The following is a 16,731-nucleotide window of genomic DNA, read 5'->3' on the forward strand; positions in this document are numbered from 1 at the left end:
CGCAGTGCCGGCTAATACAGCAGCCATGAAAACTCCACAGCTCGCCGTGCGTTTGGGTCGGAGCCTCCTGCGCATCACCGGGGCCCTCGCCGCCGTGTTCGGCCTGCTCCTGGCCGCCATCCTGGTGCTCACCACCATGCCTGGCAGCTCATACCGTGGCGCGCTTCCGGCTGCCAGCGCGGACCAGCAGACGCTGGCGCAGGAGTTGCGCCGGCATGTCAACACCATTGCAGCGCAGGAGCACAACGTCCGGCATCCGGCAGCCCTCGAAGCCGCTGCAAACTATCTGGAGTCGGAACTGGCGTCTTACGGCTACCAGGTCCGGCGCCAGGAGTTCCAGGCGTTGGGCGTGAAGGTGCGCAATCTGGAGGTGACCGTCCCTAGCCAAAGCACGCCTGGCCAGCGCGTGATTGTGGTGGGCGCCCACTACGACTCGGCGCACGAGACGCCAGGCGCCAACGACAATGCCACGGGCGCCGCAGCGGTGCTGGCGCTGGCCAAAAGCCTCAAGCCCCTGGGTGCCACGGCGCAGTCGGATGTGATGTTGGTGCTCTACACCAACGAGGAGCCGCCCTATTTCAAAACCTCGCTGATGGGCAGCCATGTGCATGCCAAGGCGCTGAAGGCCCGGGGCGTGGCCGTGACGGCGATGCTTTCGTTGGAGACCATGGGCTTTTTTTCGGACGTTGCCGGGTCCCAAAAGTACCCTTGGCCCCTGAACCAGTTCTACCCCACGCAGGGCGACTTCATTGCCTTTGTGGCCACCCCTGGCGACCTGGGGCTGGTCCGCAAAGTGGTCCGGTCTTTTCGGTCCCACGCTGTGTTTCCGTCCGAGGGCATTGCGGCGCCCAGGCGCATCCCGGGGGTGGATTATTCAGACCACGCTGCCTACCTCGACGAAGGCTATCCCGCGTTGATGGTGACCGACACCGCCCCCTATCGCTATCCGCACTATCACACCCGCCAGGACACCCCGGACAAGGTGGATTTCGACCGGCTGGCCCGCGTGGTTCAGGGGCTGGAAGGTGTTGTGCGCGATCTCGCGCAGCAGCCCTGACGCGCTAAAGACTGAGCGAGTCGCGGGGTGGGCCGAGGCCATCGCATATCGTGGCGAAACCCTCTTGTGCGAAGAGTCTTTTTCCGGCGCCCTGTAATGGCCTGTAATCGTCAGCCAGCCTTCTCCTGCCTACATTGACTCTCCCGGCCCGGCACATCGTCGAGCTTCATCTTTGAGGAGATCCACATGGCTACCACCGTCACCGTCGCCCAAGACACCACCCGCGAAATCGACCTCGGCAATTCCACCGGCATGAGCATTGCCGCTCCGGGTGCCAAGGCCAGCGTGCATGTCGACTATCAGAAGCCGGCGGGCTCCGGAAACTACAGCAGCGCGATCAAAGGGTCGGCCGGCTACGGCAATCCGTTCACCGTCTCCGCAGGTGGGACGAAGGCTGTTCCCAAGACGGATCTTGAATCCGAGCATGTCAGGGTCGGCGCCAGCGACGCCGGCATCACCGTCACCTACTGAAAAAGTCTTTCGAGAGACCGCCGGTCTTCCTGCCAGCGATGAAGCGGCTGGACTTGGTGGACGGAGGGGCTGGTCCCTGCGGAAGGGTGGGTGGCGTAGCGGCGTCCCCGTTCATTCCGGGGGTGGATTGTTCAGGCCACGCGGCCTTGCAGCAGTGGAACGCGGGCCTTCTTGGAGAGCCTACGCCGTGAAGGTGTAGTCCACCGGCATGCGGCGCTCGTACACCGTCTGGCTGGAGGCATTTTTCATCAACAGCCTGAGGCTGTTGACGGTGCAGGGGTCGATGATGGTGAAGTGCTTGTGCACGACCCCCGTTTCGACCTGCCGACCCGTGGTGCCTTCGTAGGTCATGTTGGCCTGCGTTTCAGGGATGACCCAGATGTCCAGGCCTTCCACTGCGTTGATGTCGTACTCGACGTCGACATCGATGCGGGTGCCTGCCTTGACCGTGGCGGGGGATGGAATGGACAGCCGGATGCCGGTGATCTCAGACCCTGTGCCGTCATTCTTCTGCGCCTCCTCCAACACGGCCTCTTCATAGGTGAAGTCCACGGCAATGGCCTGGTTGAACACCTCCACGAAGTCCTGGTTCTTGACCACGATGAACAGCTCGCGCACGTTTCCGGCCTGCGTGAGGTGCACTGAGCGGCTGACGCGCCCGGTGCCGGGGCTCAGGCAGTCGCGCGAGCCCTCGTAGATGGAGTCGTAGGTGGTGTCCAGGATCTTTACCCAGGCGTACAGCGGCTCCCGAGGGGCGCTGTAGTGGTAGTCCATGGTCACGGTGATGGGGGCGTTGGCCTGCAGCACGCTGCCCGGCGGCGGCGAAATGGTGATTGCGGTGATCCGCAGGTTGGTCTGCGTATTGTCCTGGCGCTTGGCACGCCGCACGGCGTAGAAGATCAACCCGATGGCCACCAGGCCCGCGACGGTGATGTAAACGTTCTCCACGTGAATTCCCTCCCGCATTGCAGCTGCTGTTTCTGCTGCGCCTGGGTGTTGGTCTGTGTGGGGTGGCGCAGCTCCCGGGCGAATTATGGTGGGGCGTGGATGTGCCGGGCTCGGGTCGTCCCGACGCGGTGGTGTCAGCCCCTGGGATGCTCCAGAAAAAACCGCAGCATCTCCTGCGTGGCGCCCACACCGCGGGGGTCGGTGTGGCTGCCGCCCGCGTGCCCACCGGCCCAGGCGTGCCCTGCGCCGTGCAGCACCCAGTGTTCTGCTACGACCGGGCTGGGCAGTGCGTTGGCTGCGGAGGGGCCGCCCGCCAGCGCATACACCTTGCGTGTGTAGCCCTGCCCGCTGGTGGACCGGCCCTTGTGCACCGTCTCCACCGTGGTCTGCCCGCCGCCCGGGGCCGTGGCGAGGGCCGAGAGCATAGCCTCGATCAGCTGTTCACCGTTGTGTGCATGCACGGTAGGGTCTGCATCGCCATGGAACACGATGAGGGGTGGCGGTACAAGCACAGGGACGCTGGCAATACCCGCGGCGGAATGGTCGAAAGCCCCTGGTTTGGCCCCATTTTTCATCGCCGACAGCGCGCCCATCACGTTGTGCGCCGCACCTGCCTGCAGGCCGGAGTGCACGCCCACGGCCGCAAACACGTCGGGGTATTCGCGGCCCAGCAGTGCGGCCATGGCGCCGCCGGCCGACAGGCCTGCCACGTAGACGCGTTGCGCATCGACGGGGTGGCGCGCCATCACGTCGCGCACCATGGCCACCAGCAAGGCGGGCTCACCGCCGTCCCGGTGCTGGTCGCCGGGGCGAAACCAGTTCCAGCAGCCGTTGGGGTTGGCGCTGTGGGGCTGCTCGGGGTACAGCACCAGTGCGTTGGCGGGGACGGCTGCGTCATTCATGCCCGTGCCGGTGGCAAAGTCCACGGGGTTCTGCGTGCAGCCGTGCAGCATCAGCACCAGGGGCATGGGGGTGTCGGCCGTGGCGCCTGGGGGCACGTACAGGTGGTAGTGGTGCGGGTGGTGCCGCAGGCCGGGGTGAGCAAACGCAACGCGGGTGAAGCTTCCGGGCGGCTCCGCCTGCGGGTGGTGGTTGGCCGCGGGGCGGGATGTGGTGGGTGCCTGGGCTTCGGCCTGGGGTGGTGGGGCGCTGCGGTCGATGACCACGGCGTCTTCCACATCCTCTGTGGCGGTGGTTCTGCGCCAGGGTGAGACATCTCCGGCTGCGGGTGAAGGCGCTTGCAAGGGTGTGGCGCCTGCGCTGGCAGGTGCCGGGGCGCTGCCGTGGCGCGCCACAGCCCCGCCCAGGGTTTGCTGGATGGCGCGGGTTGCATCGGCCAGGTGGCCGCTGCGCACCAGCTGGGTGGCTTCGCCCATCAGGCGCTTGAGGTTGAGGTTCCAGTCCATGGGGACTCCTTGTGTGGGTGGGCGCGCCAGCGGCGCGCTGCGGTCCGGGTCGGTGTTGTTCAATGCATGCGCCCTGCCAGGGCGGCTTTGACCGCTGCACTGGCATGGAACGCGCCCAATACCGTCACCGAGGCAATCGTGGCCTGCGCCAGTGCGGGCGGCACGTCGTCGTCGATGCTGGCCAGGCCCAGCACGCGGACCTCCAGCGCCTGGCCTGCCGCCTGGACGGCCTCCAGCTCCGCCCGGCCAAAGCGTTGTAGCCCGAGCACAAGCATCTTGCGGGCCACCACCTGGCGCACGGCATCGTTCTGGGCGGTCAGCTGGTTGCGGATGGCGGTGCGGATGAAATCGGTGCGGTTGGCGTAGAAACCTTCCGACACCAGCAGATCGATGTGCCCCAGGTCCACGAAACCCAGGTTGATGGTGACTTTCTCGGACTCAGGCACCTTGCTGCGCGGGGAGGCGATGGGAACGATGTTGTTCATCAGTGAAACTCCATGAAACATCCATATGGATGGTGTATGGATGGCAATTGGATGCCGCAGTGCAAGGTTTCAAGTGCCGTGGCCAAAAGAAAAGGAGCCCTGGGGCTCCACGGTTTTGGCGGGATTTGCTATGAAATATGTAGCTCTCAGCGCTTTACACCAAAGCGCTAGAGCCTATTTTTCTTCAAATTCTGCGGCAAACGTTGTTGCTGGCAGCGGTGGAGGGGCGGCTGCCCCACCTTGGGGATGCCGCCCCTCCGGGCGCACCACCCACCGCTCAATACAAGGTCACTTCCTTGTGCTCGCCCAGGCTGCGCGGTGGCTCGCCGGTGATGGCAGCCTTGGCCATCTTGAAGAGCTGCACCATCTTGCTTTGGTCCACATCCCAGTACTCGGCGTGGCGAATGCGCACCGCCAGCAATGCCAGGTTGGGGTCAGACACCCCGCCCGGGAACCATGCCTTGGCCATGGGGGACCACAGGGCTTCCTTTTGCGCGTGGTCGTCCACCACGCGGGCCTGGCCCGACAGCGACACATAGCTGTCGTCGTCCGGGTTGGCATACGACACATTGACCTCGCCATCGGTCAGCAGGCGTTCATACAGTTCGCCAGACTTGGTGATGAAGAAATACAACTCGTTGTTTTCGTCGAACTGCCGGTTTTGCGTGGTGAGCGGGTGCGCGTGCAGCATGCCCGTGGAGGTGCGGTGCGTGAGCATGCCAAACCGGATGTCCTTGATGAGTTTCCACAAGGTTTCGTGGGCGGGGGTATGGTGTTGCATAGGGTCTCCGGGCGGCGAATGGCGGGTGGATGAAACAGTTCAGGTCAGTCCATTCACTTTAGGCAGCCCTCCGCGCTCCTCCTGTCAGCCCCACGCTCGCGGGGGCGTGGGCATTTGTCTCACATGGCCGGGGCCACAGCTGCCAATTGCGCCGGGTCGTAGAAGAACTGCTCCTGTGCAATCAGTTCGCCCTGCCAGCGCTGGTAGGCCAGTTCTTCCAAGCGCGTGTGGAGGCCATCCCGGCGGGTGATGTCAAAGACCCAGCGGATGACCACGGTCGTGCCTTCCACCAGCACCGGCCGGACGGCGGTGGCTTGAACCCGGGCCACGCCCGCCAGGGCCCTGGCTTCGTGGGCCAGCAACGCGGCCTTGCCAATGCGTGGCGGGTGCTGGTTCTCCTGCATCGATGCATCGTCCGTGTAGAACTGCTCGATCGGATCCAGCCCCGCGCCGGACTCCACCAGCGCAATGAATCGGTCAATGGTTTGCCGGGAGGGCATGTCACGCCTTCTTCAAAAACTCCGACTTCAGCAACATGCTCCCCAGGTCGGTCTTGCAGTCCACGTTGTGGCCGTCGGCGCCGTCGACCAGGCGGATGCTTTTGATCTTGGTGCCTTTCTTGAGCGTGGACGACGAACCCTTGACCTTGAGGTCCTTCACCAGGATCACGGCGTCGCCGTCGGCCAGGGGGTTGCCATTCGCATCGCGCACGATGCCGTCGCCTGCATCGGCGTCGGCCTCCAAAGCGTCCGCCGCCTGCGGCCATTCAAACGCGCAGTCGGGGCACATGTAGTTGCTGCCGTCGGGGTAGGTGTTCTCCTGGCCACATTGGGGGCAGGCAGGCACGGTGTTTGGCATGGGTTTCTTTCTGGTCGTAGTGGGCGAAAAGGCTGGCGACTTTACAGCGGCTACAGCGGCGCGCGTTGCTCCAGCGCAAACGGCGGCAGGCCCTTGAGCAGCCGCTGGCCGTAACTGGTGCGCGTCAGCCGCTTGTCGTAGCAATACACGTGCGCCTGGTCCTCTTCGGTGCGGATCGCACGGCCCACCCATTGCGCCAGGCGGATGGCAGTGGCGGGCACCACCAGTTCGCTGAACGGGTCGCGCCCCACGGCGCGCAGCCATTCGGCGCGGGCCTCGCCCACCGGGTCGTCGGGCGGGGCAAAGGGTAGCTTGGTGATGAACACCGACTCGCACAGGCGCCCGGGCAGGTCCAGCCCCTCGCCAAACGACTGCATGCCAAAGATGACCGATGGCTCGCCGTTCTCCACGCGCTCGCGGTGGCGCTTGAGCAGCTGCGTGCGCGGCAGCGCGTTCTGCACCAGCACCACGCTGCGCATGGCGGTGGGCAGCGCGTCCACGGCCTGGCGCATCTGTTCGCGTGAGGTGAACAGCACCAGCGCGCCGTATTCCACGCGCGCAATGTCGTGCAGCAGCGCATCGACCATCTCGGCCGTGAACTGCGCGGCGTTCTTGGGGTCGGCGCGTGTCTCGGCGGCAATCAGCGTGCCCTGTGCGGCGTAGTTGAAGGGGCTGGCCACCTCCAGCGTGGTGGTGGACTCGTCGCCATGCAGGCCGGCCTCGCGCAAAAAGAAATCGAAATTGCCGCAGCTGGTCAGTGTGGCCGATGTCAGCACTGCGCCGCGCACCGCGCTCCACAGGTGGTTGCGCAGCGTGGTGCCGGGCAGGATGGGGCTGGCGTGCGCCTTGACCACGATGAAGTCGCCATCCACCTCCAGCGTGAACCACTTGGCGGCGGGCACAAAGCTGCGGTCGGCGCCTTGGGGCGCATCCTGCAGCAGCAGTTGCGCGGTGGCGTGCAGCTCTTCCAGGCGCGGCGCCAGCATGCCGATCTGCGCGTACAGTGTGGACAGGCGCTTGGCCTCCTCAGGCTTGTCGCGCATCTCGGCGCGCAGGGCCTTGCTGATGGCGCGCAGCGCTTCCAGGAAACCATCGGCACTCGCGGCCAGCAGGCCCAGCGGCGCAACCAATTGCTCGGGCAATTCACCGCGTGGCACCCGCACGCGCGCCGGGCCCCAGGTGTCCTTCTGGCTTTTGAGCGCGGGGCCGTACACATCCATCACGATGCGGGCCAGGTCCTGCAGCGTCTGCCGCAACTGGGCCGCGTGCTTGGGGATGTCGGCAATCTCTTCGACCTCCAGCAGTGCCCCAATGCGCAGGCCCCGGCTCGACAGCCGCTCGATCCACGTGATGCGCGAGAGATCCATGCTGCAGGCAAACTGGTCGAGCGCCGTGGCGGGCAGGTGGTGGGCTTCGTCCAGCACCAGCAGGCAGTTGTCCAGCTCCGGCAACACGCGCGCGCCCAGCGACGACAGCAGCAAATCGTGGTTGGCCACAATCACCTGCGCACCCACCAGCTCCTTGCGCTTGTCGTAGTAGGTGCACTGGCTGAAGGCCGGGCAATGTTTGCCGGTGCACGAGGCGCCCTCGGCCGCCACGGGGCTCCACACCTCGGGCTCGGGGGGCGTGTCCAGGCTGTCGCGGTCACCATCCCAGCCGCCCTTCGACAGGGTCTGCGCCATCGTTGAATAAAACTGGATGCGCGCCTCGGTCTCGTGCCGGGGGCGCTTGGCGCGGGCGGCGGCTTCCTCCTCGGCAAACAGGTCGTCGTCGCCCTCTTCTTCGGCCTCTCCCGTGCCCGCCAGCCGGTCGAGCTTGAGCTTGCACACATAGCGCCCGCGCCCCTTGGCCAGCGCAAATTTGAAGGGCTGCGGCAGCAGCGCCGCCAGCGCGGGCAGGTCCTTGTTGACCAGTTGCTCTTGCAACGCCACGGTGGCGGTGGAGATCAACACCCGCGTGCCGCGCGACAGCGCCAGCGCAATGGCGGGTGCGCAATACGCCAGCGACTTGCCCACACCCGTGCCCGCCTGGATGACGGCGATGGAGCGCGTGGGTGCCGCCTCGCCGCCCTCCTCATCCACCTTGCCCAGCGTGGCGCTGCTGAACGTGTGCGCCACCTGCTCGGCCATCAGCCGCTGGCCGGCGCGGCTGCGAAAACCCTCGGTGGCCGACACCACCGCATCGAAAGATTCAAGGGCCTGCGCGGCCCACACCTGTTGAGACATACAGTAGTGTCGCATGCCAATGAAGGGATGGGGCCTGGCCATGCCTTGTGGCGGATGGACAGACTGGACCCCCACGGTAGCCATGAAAGAAAATCCCCGCATAGCTACAGGAGAGCAATGATGCGGGGGGGATATGCGGGGGGATGTGCGCAGAACCGTGGTTCGCCGCTGCGCGGCACGCCTGGGGTACGGGCAAGCCTTGTCCCAGGCTGGGCGGAAAGTGCGCCGGGCGTCTTGCTGCGGGCGCTGGGGTTCGTGGTGCTGCTGTGCATGGGCACATCTGGCGCGTGGGCACAAAAAGCCCCGCCTTCGGCTGCCCAGGCTGACAGCTCTGCGCGCCAGCGATTGCTGGCGCAGGAGCTGGTACCGCAGCAGCCTGCCCGGTATGCCTGGGGGCGCGCGGCGGAGGCCCTGGGACAAGAGGCTGATGCGCTCTATTTGCGGCTGGCTTTGCTCGACGAATGGTTGCTCGCCCTGGAAGGGCAGCCGGCGCAGGCCGGCCGCACCATCGAAGCTGCCATCACCCATGGGCGGGGGGTCGATGCTGACGACCTGCAGCGCCGCGCGCGCAGGGTGTGGCCCTCCATCCTGAAAGCCCACCTGCGGCCGCAATGGGACATGGACGGCCCCGGTGCCCCGCTACCGTCCGAACTCGACGCCCTGGGCGCAGACATTGCGCAAGAAGGCCCCGGCCTCTGGGTGCATCGGGCCAAGGATGGGCGAGTCCGGGGCCTTTACCTTTGGCTGGGCGTGCGCAATGGACTGAGCGAGCCCGTGCCCTTGCCCGAGTTTGCGCTGCGCCTGGGCCGCCCCGGCCAGCCGGCGGCTGCACCGCTGATGCAATGCTATTTGCCCCGGTACAGCGCGCGGCAGTTCGTCCCGCCGCAGAGCACCCAGCATTACCTGTGCCGCACGGCGGAGGGCGGCTTCGGGCTGCCGCCTTCCGGTGTGGGGTGGCTGGCGCAGATGGGGGAATGGTTCAGTCAAGGGGCCACCTTGCAGACCGAACTGCCCCAGCGCGACCAGGCCCTGTCGCGCACGGTCCGTATCCTGGTTCAGGTGGACAACCCGGCGGTGGACGACTTCCTGCGCGGCGCCCGTGAATCCGCTGAGATGCAACAACAGCAACAACAACGTGCCCAGGCGGCGGCAGCGGCTACCGCCACAGCGGGCAAGAAGGCGGCTGATGCAGCCAAGGCTTCCCGCCGCGCTGACGCGCCTCTGCCGCGCTGGCTCCGGCTGCTCGCGTTCTGTGGTGGCGCTGCGGGCGTCGTGTTGCTTTATGGCCTGCTCGCGCACCACGTCAGCGTTGCGGTGGCGTCCGGGGTGCTGTGGTTGGGCCTGGCCATTCCGAGCGCGATCTACTTGCGTTCGATCTGGACAATGGGCGGGACCGACGGCTGGGGCAAGCTCGTGGCCATCGTCTTGTCAGGTGCCGCCATCGCGGCGCCTTTTGTGGGCACGCTCGCCGCGTACACGGTCTACAAGCTGGTGGTGAGCGCGCAGGCGCGCCGCAAGGCGATCCTCTTCTTGATCGGCGTGATCGTGGTCATCGTGCTCAATGCGCTGGAGCGGTGGTTGTTCTGGTGACAGCAGGCTCCGCACGCCCGCAGCGGCGCGGGGACTGGGCCTACAGCGCGGGGCGGCCAGCGGCGTTAGGGTGGAGGGACTCTACGTTGCATACCAAGGCCCCGCATGAAAACGACCCCCACCGCCCCCCGCACGGAAGAGGAGATCACTCCCTCCGCTCCCGTTCCCGCCCGCACCGAGCGGCGCGTGAATACCACCCAGCCCCAGCCCCAGCCGCAGCCAGGCAGCGGACCTGAAGACCTGAGCGGGCCCGAACCTCTCCTGCCCCATGAACGCGACGAATCGGTGGACATGACCCACGGCAAGCCCGACGTCCAGATGGAGCAGGCCTACCGCGACGTGAAGCGGGGCTTGCTGGACACAGACCGGGGGCCTCCGGCTGACAAGGCCTATCAGAAGCAGAAATAGCAAATGCTCTGAATTTGGTAGCTATTCACGCTTTGTAGACAAGCGTTAGGAGCCAATTTCATCTGTTTTTATCGTCCCCACCGCCACGAACCAGCGTGGCAAATGGTCGTGCGCCGACACCAGCGATTCGAGCACGCCATGGCTGCGCCCGGCCACATCGGCGGCGGGTTGCTTGAGGTCCGGCACGATCACCACCGCCACGCCCGCAGCCTGTGCGGCGCGTGCGCCGTTTTCGCTGTCTTCAAAGGCCAGGCACTGCGCGGGGTCCACGCCCAGGCGGCCGGCCGCCAGCCGGTACAGGGCGGGGTCGGGTTTGCCACGCGGCACCTCGTTGCCGCCGGCCCACGCCTGAAAGTGGTGCAGCACGCCCACCCGGCCCAACCGGTGCTCGATTTCGTCACGCCGCGACGATGACGCCACTGCGCACGGCACACCTGCGTGCCGTAGCGCCTGCAGCAGCGATGCGGCGCCAGGTTTGAGGGGAAACAGCGGCTCTGGCCCGCCATCGGACAGCCGCGCCGCCACATCGGCCAGCACCTGCCCGAACACCTGCGGGCCGCCCAGCAGCGCGGTGAGCATGGCGTCGGAATCGGTGGACGCGCGCCCCACCACCTGCAGGTAGTCGGCCTCGGCCAGCGCAATGCCCCGCGCCCGCGCGGCGCCGATCCAGGCACGCAGGGTCACACGCTCGGAATCGACCAGCAGTCCGTCCATGTCGAAGATGGCGGCGGCGAATCCGGGACGGTGGGGGAGCTGGGGCATGTAAATGCAATGTTATTGATAGCAATCAGCGCTTGTTGGATAAGCGCTGGTGGCACTTTTTATCCGAACCATCGACCCACCAGCCGTTCGTCAACCCCGCTCGCGCAGCGCCCGCTCGATGCGGTTGCGCTGCACCGTGGTCTTGGGCACCTTGAAGGGGAACCAGCTGCGCACGTCTTCTTCGAGCCCGATGCCATGCATGTAGTTGTAGATGGCCTTCTTGAGCGCGCCGCCCAGCGCATCGTGGTCCACGCCCGTGGGGTCGATGAAGGCCACGTCGTTCTTGGCAAAGTCACCCGGGGGCAGCGGCGCCAGGGTCACACCGTATTCCTCGGGGTTCTTGCCCACCGGTGAGTGCACGGTGCAGGCAAAGCGGTGGAAGAACCCGCTCTGGATGCAGCCGTTGGCGAACAGCTGGCGCACGTATTCGAGCGCATCCACCGTGTCCTGCACCGTCTGCGTCGGAAAGCCGTACATCAGGTACGCATGCACCAGGATGCCCGCGTCGGTGAACGCCCGCGTCACGCGCGCCACCTGGTCCACCGACACGCCTTTTTTCATGAGAGTGAGCAGCCGGTCGGAGGCCACTTCGAGTCCGCCCGAAATCGCAATGCAGCCACTGTCGGCCATCAGCTCGGCCAGGTCGGGCGTGAAGGTTTTCTCGAACCGCACATTGCCCCACCAGCTGATGCCGGCGTTGCGTGCAATCAGCTCGGTGGCCAGTGCTTTCAGCGCCTTGGGGGGCGCAGCCTCGTCCACAAAGTGAAAGCCCGTCTGCCCCGTCTCGCGCACGATGGCCTCGATGCGGTCGGCCAGCACCTCGGCGCTCGCGCCCTCGTAGCGACTGATGTAGTCCAGGCTCACGTCGCAAAAACTGCACTTCTTCCAATAGCAGCCGTGCGCCACGGTGAGCTTGTTCCAGCGCCCGTCGCTCCACAGCCGGTGCATGGGGTTGAGCATGTCCAGCAGCGAGAGGTAGCGGTCCAGCGGCAGGCCGTCCCAGGTGGGTGTGCCCACCTCGGCGAAGGCCACGTCGGCTTCCATCATGTTGATGTACTGCACCGCACCATCGTCTCCACGCACAAAGGTACGCACTAAGCGCTGGCGGCCGCGCTCGCCGCGCACATGTTCCAGCAGCGCCAGCAGCGGGCGCTCGCCGGCGTCCAGCGTCACGTAGTCGAAGTGGTCGAACACGCGCGGGTCGGCCAGCTCGCGCAGCTCGGTGTTCACAAAACCGCCGCCCAGCACCGTCACCACCTGCGGGTGACGCGCCTTGATGGCCTGTGCAATGCGAAACGCCGCATACACCGAGCCCGGGAAAGGCACCGAGAGCAACACCACATCGGGCGTGTGGCGCTCCAGGGCCTCGTGCGTGAGCTGCTGCAGCATGTCGTCCACCAGCGTAGGCGGCGCGGCCAGCGCATCGGCCAGCGGGTCAAACGTGGGCTGGCTGCCCGCCAGCGATTCGGCGTAGCGCACAAACTCAAAACGCTCGTCCACCGCATCGCGCAGCACATCGGCCAGGTCGTTCAGATACAGCGTGGCCAGGTGCTTGGCCTTGTCGTGCAGGCCCAGGGCGCCAAACGCCCAGCCCAGCGGGTCGCCGCCCTCGTCGTCCACATACACGTCGAGCGTGGCAAAGCGCGGCCCCTCAGGCAGGTAGTGCCGCCCGGCGATGCGGTGCGCCAGCGTGCTGTCCCGGCCCTGCAGGAAGGCGATGGCCGGGCCAATGGTGGCGAGGTACCGGTCCTTCTGCGCGGCAAAGCTCTGCACGGCGGGGCTTTGTTTTTTGGTGGGCAGTGCATCCACCTTTGCAGCCACGGCCTTCAGGCCCTCGGGCGAGAGCAATTGCAGCACCAGCGCCAGCGCCAGGTCTTCCTGGAATGCGGTGACGCCGCGCGAGCGCAGAAAGCCCGTGAGGTAGGCGGTGGACGGATAGGGCGTGTTCAGCTGCGTCATCGGGGGGATGACAGAGAGCACGCGGCACGGAGAAGAGGCCATGGGACGCGGGGGTTGGTAAGCCCCGATTATCCGGGCCTGCGGTTTCTCCCGTGCGGGTGTGGCTACTGCAGCAGGCGGGGGCCTGCCTTTTGGGTGTGGCTCAGCGGTGGGCTGCCAGTCCGCTGCGCGCCTGGGCCACGGTGTCTTCGGCCCGCCGGCGCGCGAGCTTGACCTGGTACATGGTCTGGTCCGCCACGCGCAGTGCCTCTTCGGTGCCGTGTGGCTGGTCTGGGGCAATGGTGACGACGCCCACGCTGGCGCCGCCGTAGTCCAGTGAGGCGCCCGGCAGGTCAAAGCGGCCCTGGGTGACCTGCGTGATGCGCTGGCTCAGTGCGTCCTGTGCAGAGTGCGCTGCGTCGCCACCGTGCGCGCTCAGGCTGATCACCACAAACTCGTCGCCACCCAGGCGTGCGGCCAGGTCCTCGGCGCGCAGCAGGCCTTGCAGCCGCTGCGCGATGGCGATGAGGAATTGGTCGCCCACCTCATGGCCATGGGTATCGTTGATGGCCTTGAAGCCATCCAGGTCGATGAACGCGATCTGGACCCCCATCTGCCGGCGCCGGCCTTGCGCGAGCATCCGGTCCAGCGATTCCACGAGGGCCCGCCGGTTGGGCATTCCTGTGAGCTGATCGGTGGCCGCCATGGCCGCGAGCTGTTCGTTGGCCGACAGCAGCTTCTGGATGAGTTGCTCGCGCTCCACCTGCTGGCCGATCAGGTAGGCGAACAGCGTGAGGATGCGCTCGGCCTCGGGCGTGCGTGGGCGCGTGTGGGTGCTGGCCGCGCACAGCGTGCCGTACAGCGCGCCGTTGCCCATGCGGACGGGCTTGCTCACGTAGGTGCGGATGTTGAGGTCGCGCGCCGCCTGCGAATCGCCCCAGCAGGCCGGCACGTCGTCGGTGAAGGTGCGGCCTTCTTCCAGCGCACGTTTGCACAGCGTGTCGTTCCAGGGCACGACAAGGCCTTCGGGAATCTGCATGGCGCTGGAGTTGCGTGCATACAGCACATGCTGCACACCCTGGACCTCGTCGATGGAGGTGAGGTAGGTGGACTCCAGCCCCGTCACCGCCTCCAGCATTTCCAGAAGCGGCCGCGTCAGTTCCTCCACCGACTGGGCGGTGGAGACGGATTCGGACAGTTGCTGAAGAAGTTCGCTCATACACCAGAAATTATGGGCCGCGGCGCACAGGGGGGCCACGGCGGTAACCCGGGGAGGATCAGGCGGCTGGTGCCGGTGTGGGCGTGGCCTGGTAGTTGTTCTTCACGCGCACATAGTGCTCGGCCGAATACTTGAGGTAGGCCATCTCGGCCTCGGTGAGCGCACGCTGGCGCACGGCCGGGCGGCCGATGTAGAGGTAGCCGCTCTCCAGCACCTTGCCGGGCGAGACCAGGCTGCCCGCGCCCAGCATCACGCGGTCTTCGATGACGGCGTCGTCCATCACGATGGAGCCCATGCCGATGAGGCATTCGTTGCCGATGCGGCAGCCGTGCAGGATGACCGAATGGCCGATGGTGACGTAGTCGCCAATGACAAGCGGCGAGCCCTCGGGCTTGGCTGGATTGCGGTGCGACACATGGCCCATGGTCAGGTCCTGCACATTGCTGCAGGCGCCGACCACGATGCGGTTTACGTCGCCGCGCAGCACGGCGTTGCACCACACCGAGCTGTCGCGGCCCAGGGTGACGTCGCCGATGACTTGGGCGGAATCATGGATGAAAACGCCGGTGTTCAGAACCGGGGCGGTGTCGAGGTAGGGGGCAAGAGGCATCGGTGTCTGAAGCTGTGTGGGGAAACGGCCAAGCGTAGTGCAAACCGCAATGCGGATGCGCGGATGTTTTGAGGCGGCGTTGCGGTCGGCCGGAAGGAAGTCAGCGCGCCACCGCGTAGAACCCTAAAAACATGTCCACCGCATCGGCCAGCACCTGCTGCTGCTGGGCCGCGTCCAGCGGGGGGCGGCCCATGGCCAGCTGGGGCCAGAAGGCAAAGGCCTTGACCATGCCGTGCAGCTGGTGCGCTGCGTATTGCGGGTCCACGTTGGCACGCAGGGCCCCGTCCTGCTGGGCCGCACGGATCCACCGGGGCAGGCCCTCTTCCTTTTCGGACAGGCGGGTCACCATCGCCTCGGCGCGTTCGGGCGTGTGCATGATTTCTGCCATGGCCACGCGCGAGAGGTCGATGAAGCTCGCGTCGTTGAGCAGCTGCATCTTGTGCTCCAGCACCTGCAGCAACTGGTCCCGCAGCGGTCGGCCCGCGTCGTAGGCCACCTCGGCCAGCGATTGGCTGCGGTCCCACAGGTGCCCCAGGATGGCCTCGAAGAGTTCGTCCTTGCTGGGGAAATGGTTGTACACGGTGCGCTTGGAAACCTCGGCCGCCGCCGCCACGCGGTCCATGCTGGTGCCGTTGAAACCGTGCTCGCGAAACTCGGCAATGGCGGCTTGCACGATGGCCTCGCGCTTGCGGTCGGTCAGGCGGGACGGGGTGGGAACAAGGGCCATGGGGTCATTTTACACCGGCGAGTTTACTTTTTTAAAAAGTGAACTACACTGTGCAGTGCACTTTTAAGAAAGAGCCCCATGCCCCGCCGCATGTCCCGATTCCTCCTCATCCTCACTGCCCTTGTTGCCATGGCCTACAGCATCCTCTCCTGCGCCTCGTTGCCCGCCACGTCGTATGCCGACTCGCCCCAGCAGGTGGACGGCAAGTTCCGCAACACCGCCCCGCGCGAACAGCCGGGTTTGTTCAAGACCGCCGCCATCATGTGGCGCTTTGCCACAGGCAAGCCGGCCGACACCGTGCCCCGCCAAGCCCTGCCGGTGCAGGCGCTGTCGCAGGCCGACCTGTTGGCCGCGCCCGACCATAGCCTGTGGCGCCTGGGCCACTCCACCATGCTGCTCAAGATCGAAGGCAAGTTCTGGCTGACCGACCCGGTGTTCTCCGAGCGCGCATCGCCGTTCCAGTTTCTGGGCCCCAAGCGGTTCCATGCGCCGCCCATCGCCCTGGACGACCTGCCGCCCATCACGGGCGTGATCCTGTCGCACGACCACTACGACCACCTGGACTACGACGCCATCCAGCAACTGGCACCCAAGGTGGCCCACTTTGTGGCCCCACTGGGCGTGGGTGACCGGCTCATCGCCTGGGGGGTGCCCGCCGCCAAGGTGCAGCAATTCGACTGGTGGCAAGGCACCACCATCGAGGGCCTGCGCCTGGTGGCCACACCCGCCCAGCACTTTTCGGGGCGCAGCCTGTCGGACGGCAACCGCACGCTGTGGGCGTCGTGGGTGCTGATGAGCGGGCAAGGCTCCGATCAGTTGCGCATCTTCTTCAGCGGCGACACGGGCTACTTCGATGGCTTCAAGGCCATCGGCGAGCGCTTTGGCCCGTTCGACCTCACGATGATCGAGACCGGTGCCTACGACGCGCAATGGCCCGATGTGCACATGCAGCCCCACGAAAGCCTGCAGGCCCACCTGGACGTGAAGGGCCGCCACCTCATGCCCATCCACAACGGCACGTTTGACCTGGCCATGCACCCCTGGACGGAGCCGTTCGAACGCGTCACCGCGCTGGCAGCCAACGCTGCCGTGCCGCTGGTGGCGCCCGTCATGGGCGAGCGCCTGGACATCCGCACACCGGCCCTCTCGAAACACTGGTGGCGTGATGCAGCGCAGCCGCAGACTGCCCGCACGAAGATGACGGACGCGCAATCCGCGCCGTTGCCACGCCTCTGAACCCACGCGG

The 16,731-nt window shown here is 66.3% G+C and carries 17 protein-coding genes; 5 read left to right on the forward strand and 12 right to left on the reverse strand.

The window, feature by feature from the left end; translation table 11 throughout:
• The first annotated feature begins 25 nt into the window (after positions 1 to 25).
• Together IB243_RS10560 and IB243_RS10565 are read left to right on the forward strand one after the other, a co-directional pair.
• Entirely contained in the window at positions 26 to 1,057 is a 1,032-nt protein-coding gene (locus tag IB243_RS10560) for a M28 family peptidase (RefSeq protein ID WP_192426849.1), read from the forward strand.
• Between the two features lie 186 nt (positions 1,058 to 1,243).
• The gene (locus IB243_RS10565; protein ID WP_192426850.1) at positions 1,244 to 1,528 is read left to right on the forward strand and encodes a hypothetical protein; all 285 of its coding nucleotides are present in this window, start codon (positions 1,244 to 1,246) and stop codon (positions 1,526 to 1,528) included.
• A 180-nt stretch (positions 1,529 to 1,708) separates the two neighbouring features.
• Here IB243_RS10565 and IB243_RS10570 read toward each other — a convergent pair whose 3' ends face one another.
• The 7 genes from IB243_RS10570 to dinG all read right to left on the reverse strand — a co-directional run bounded on the left by IB243_RS10570 (position 1,709) and on the right by dinG (position 8,231).
• Entirely contained in the window at positions 1,709 to 2,476 is a 768-nt protein-coding gene (locus IB243_RS10570; protein ID WP_370540336.1) for a hypothetical protein, read from the reverse strand.
• A gap of 134 nt (positions 2,477 to 2,610) precedes the next feature.
• A complete protein-coding gene (locus tag IB243_RS10575) occupies positions 2,611 to 3,882 on the reverse strand; it encodes a PHB depolymerase family esterase (RefSeq protein WP_192426852.1) in 1,272 nt (423 codons plus the stop codon).
• A 59-nt stretch (positions 3,883 to 3,941) separates the two neighbouring features.
• Complete coding sequence (locus IB243_RS10580; RefSeq protein ID WP_192426853.1) at positions 3,942 to 4,367, reverse strand: CopG family transcriptional regulator; 426 nt, start codon at positions 4,365 to 4,367, stop codon at positions 3,942 to 3,944.
• Between the two features lie 277 nt (positions 4,368 to 4,644).
• Positions 4,645 to 5,148, reverse strand: coding sequence for a pyridoxamine 5'-phosphate oxidase family protein (locus tag IB243_RS10585; protein ID WP_010464975.1), 504 nt, complete (start codon positions 5,146 to 5,148; stop codon positions 4,645 to 4,647).
• Positions 5,149 to 5,267: 119 nt separating this feature from the next.
• The gene (locus IB243_RS10590) at positions 5,268 to 5,648 is read right to left on the reverse strand and encodes a nuclear transport factor 2 family protein (protein WP_192426854.1); all 381 of its coding nucleotides are present in this window, start codon (positions 5,646 to 5,648) and stop codon (positions 5,268 to 5,270) included.
• A 1-nt stretch (position 5,649) separates the two neighbouring features.
• On the reverse strand, positions 5,650 to 6,006 hold the full coding sequence (locus IB243_RS10595; protein ID WP_192426855.1) for a zinc ribbon domain-containing protein YjdM: 357 nt from the start codon (positions 6,004 to 6,006) through the stop codon (positions 5,650 to 5,652).
• A 50-nt stretch (positions 6,007 to 6,056) separates the two neighbouring features.
• On the reverse strand, positions 6,057 to 8,231 hold the full coding sequence (gene dinG, locus IB243_RS10600; RefSeq protein ID WP_192426856.1) for an ATP-dependent DNA helicase DinG: 2,175 nt from the start codon (positions 8,229 to 8,231) through the stop codon (positions 6,057 to 6,059).
• Positions 8,232 to 8,501: 270 nt separating this feature from the next.
• Between dinG and IB243_RS10605 the strand changes: the two genes are divergently transcribed.
• The gene (locus IB243_RS10605; protein ID WP_225584885.1) at positions 8,502 to 9,821 is read left to right on the forward strand and encodes a hypothetical protein; all 1,320 of its coding nucleotides are present in this window, start codon (positions 8,502 to 8,504) and stop codon (positions 9,819 to 9,821) included.
• A gap of 105 nt (positions 9,822 to 9,926) precedes the next feature.
• Positions 9,927 to 10,229 carry a hypothetical protein gene (locus tag IB243_RS10610; protein ID WP_192426858.1) on the forward strand — a complete coding sequence of 101 codons (303 nt, stop codon included), beginning with the start codon at positions 9,927 to 9,929 and terminating at the stop codon, positions 10,227 to 10,229.
• 45 nt (positions 10,230 to 10,274) lie between these two features.
• Here the strand turns inward: IB243_RS10610 and IB243_RS10615 are convergent, their stop codons facing one another.
• From IB243_RS10615 to IB243_RS10635, 5 genes are all read right to left on the reverse strand, one after another.
• A complete protein-coding gene (locus tag IB243_RS10615) occupies positions 10,275 to 10,991 on the reverse strand; it encodes an HAD family phosphatase (RefSeq protein WP_192426860.1) in 717 nt (238 codons plus the stop codon).
• A 90-nt stretch (positions 10,992 to 11,081) separates the two neighbouring features.
• Positions 11,082 to 12,992, reverse strand: a complete 1,911-nt coding sequence (locus tag IB243_RS10620; protein ID WP_192426862.1) for a radical SAM protein — start codon at positions 12,990 to 12,992, stop codon at positions 11,082 to 11,084.
• A 100-nt stretch (positions 12,993 to 13,092) separates the two neighbouring features.
• The gene (locus tag IB243_RS10625; RefSeq protein WP_192426864.1) at positions 13,093 to 14,148 is read right to left on the reverse strand and encodes a sensor domain-containing diguanylate cyclase; all 1,056 of its coding nucleotides are present in this window, start codon (positions 14,146 to 14,148) and stop codon (positions 13,093 to 13,095) included.
• 58 nt (positions 14,149 to 14,206) lie between these two features.
• Positions 14,207 to 14,758: a gamma carbonic anhydrase family protein gene (locus tag IB243_RS10630; RefSeq protein ID WP_192426866.1), complete on the reverse strand. Its 552-nt coding sequence runs from the start codon at positions 14,756 to 14,758 to the stop codon at positions 14,207 to 14,209.
• Positions 14,759 to 14,858: 100 nt separating this feature from the next.
• A complete protein-coding gene (locus IB243_RS10635; protein ID WP_192426868.1) occupies positions 14,859 to 15,485 on the reverse strand; it encodes a TetR/AcrR family transcriptional regulator in 627 nt (208 codons plus the stop codon).
• A 129-nt stretch (positions 15,486 to 15,614) separates the two neighbouring features.
• Between IB243_RS10635 and IB243_RS10640 the strand changes: the two genes are divergently transcribed.
• On the forward strand, positions 15,615 to 16,721 hold the full coding sequence (locus IB243_RS10640) for an MBL fold metallo-hydrolase (RefSeq protein WP_225584920.1): 1,107 nt from the start codon (positions 15,615 to 15,617) through the stop codon (positions 16,719 to 16,721).
• Positions 16,722 to 16,731: the final 10 nt, after the last annotated feature.

Source organism: Acidovorax sp. ACV01 (assembly GCF_014851495.1).
Lineage (GTDB): Bacteria > Pseudomonadota > Gammaproteobacteria > Burkholderiales > Burkholderiaceae_C > Acidovorax > Acidovorax radicis.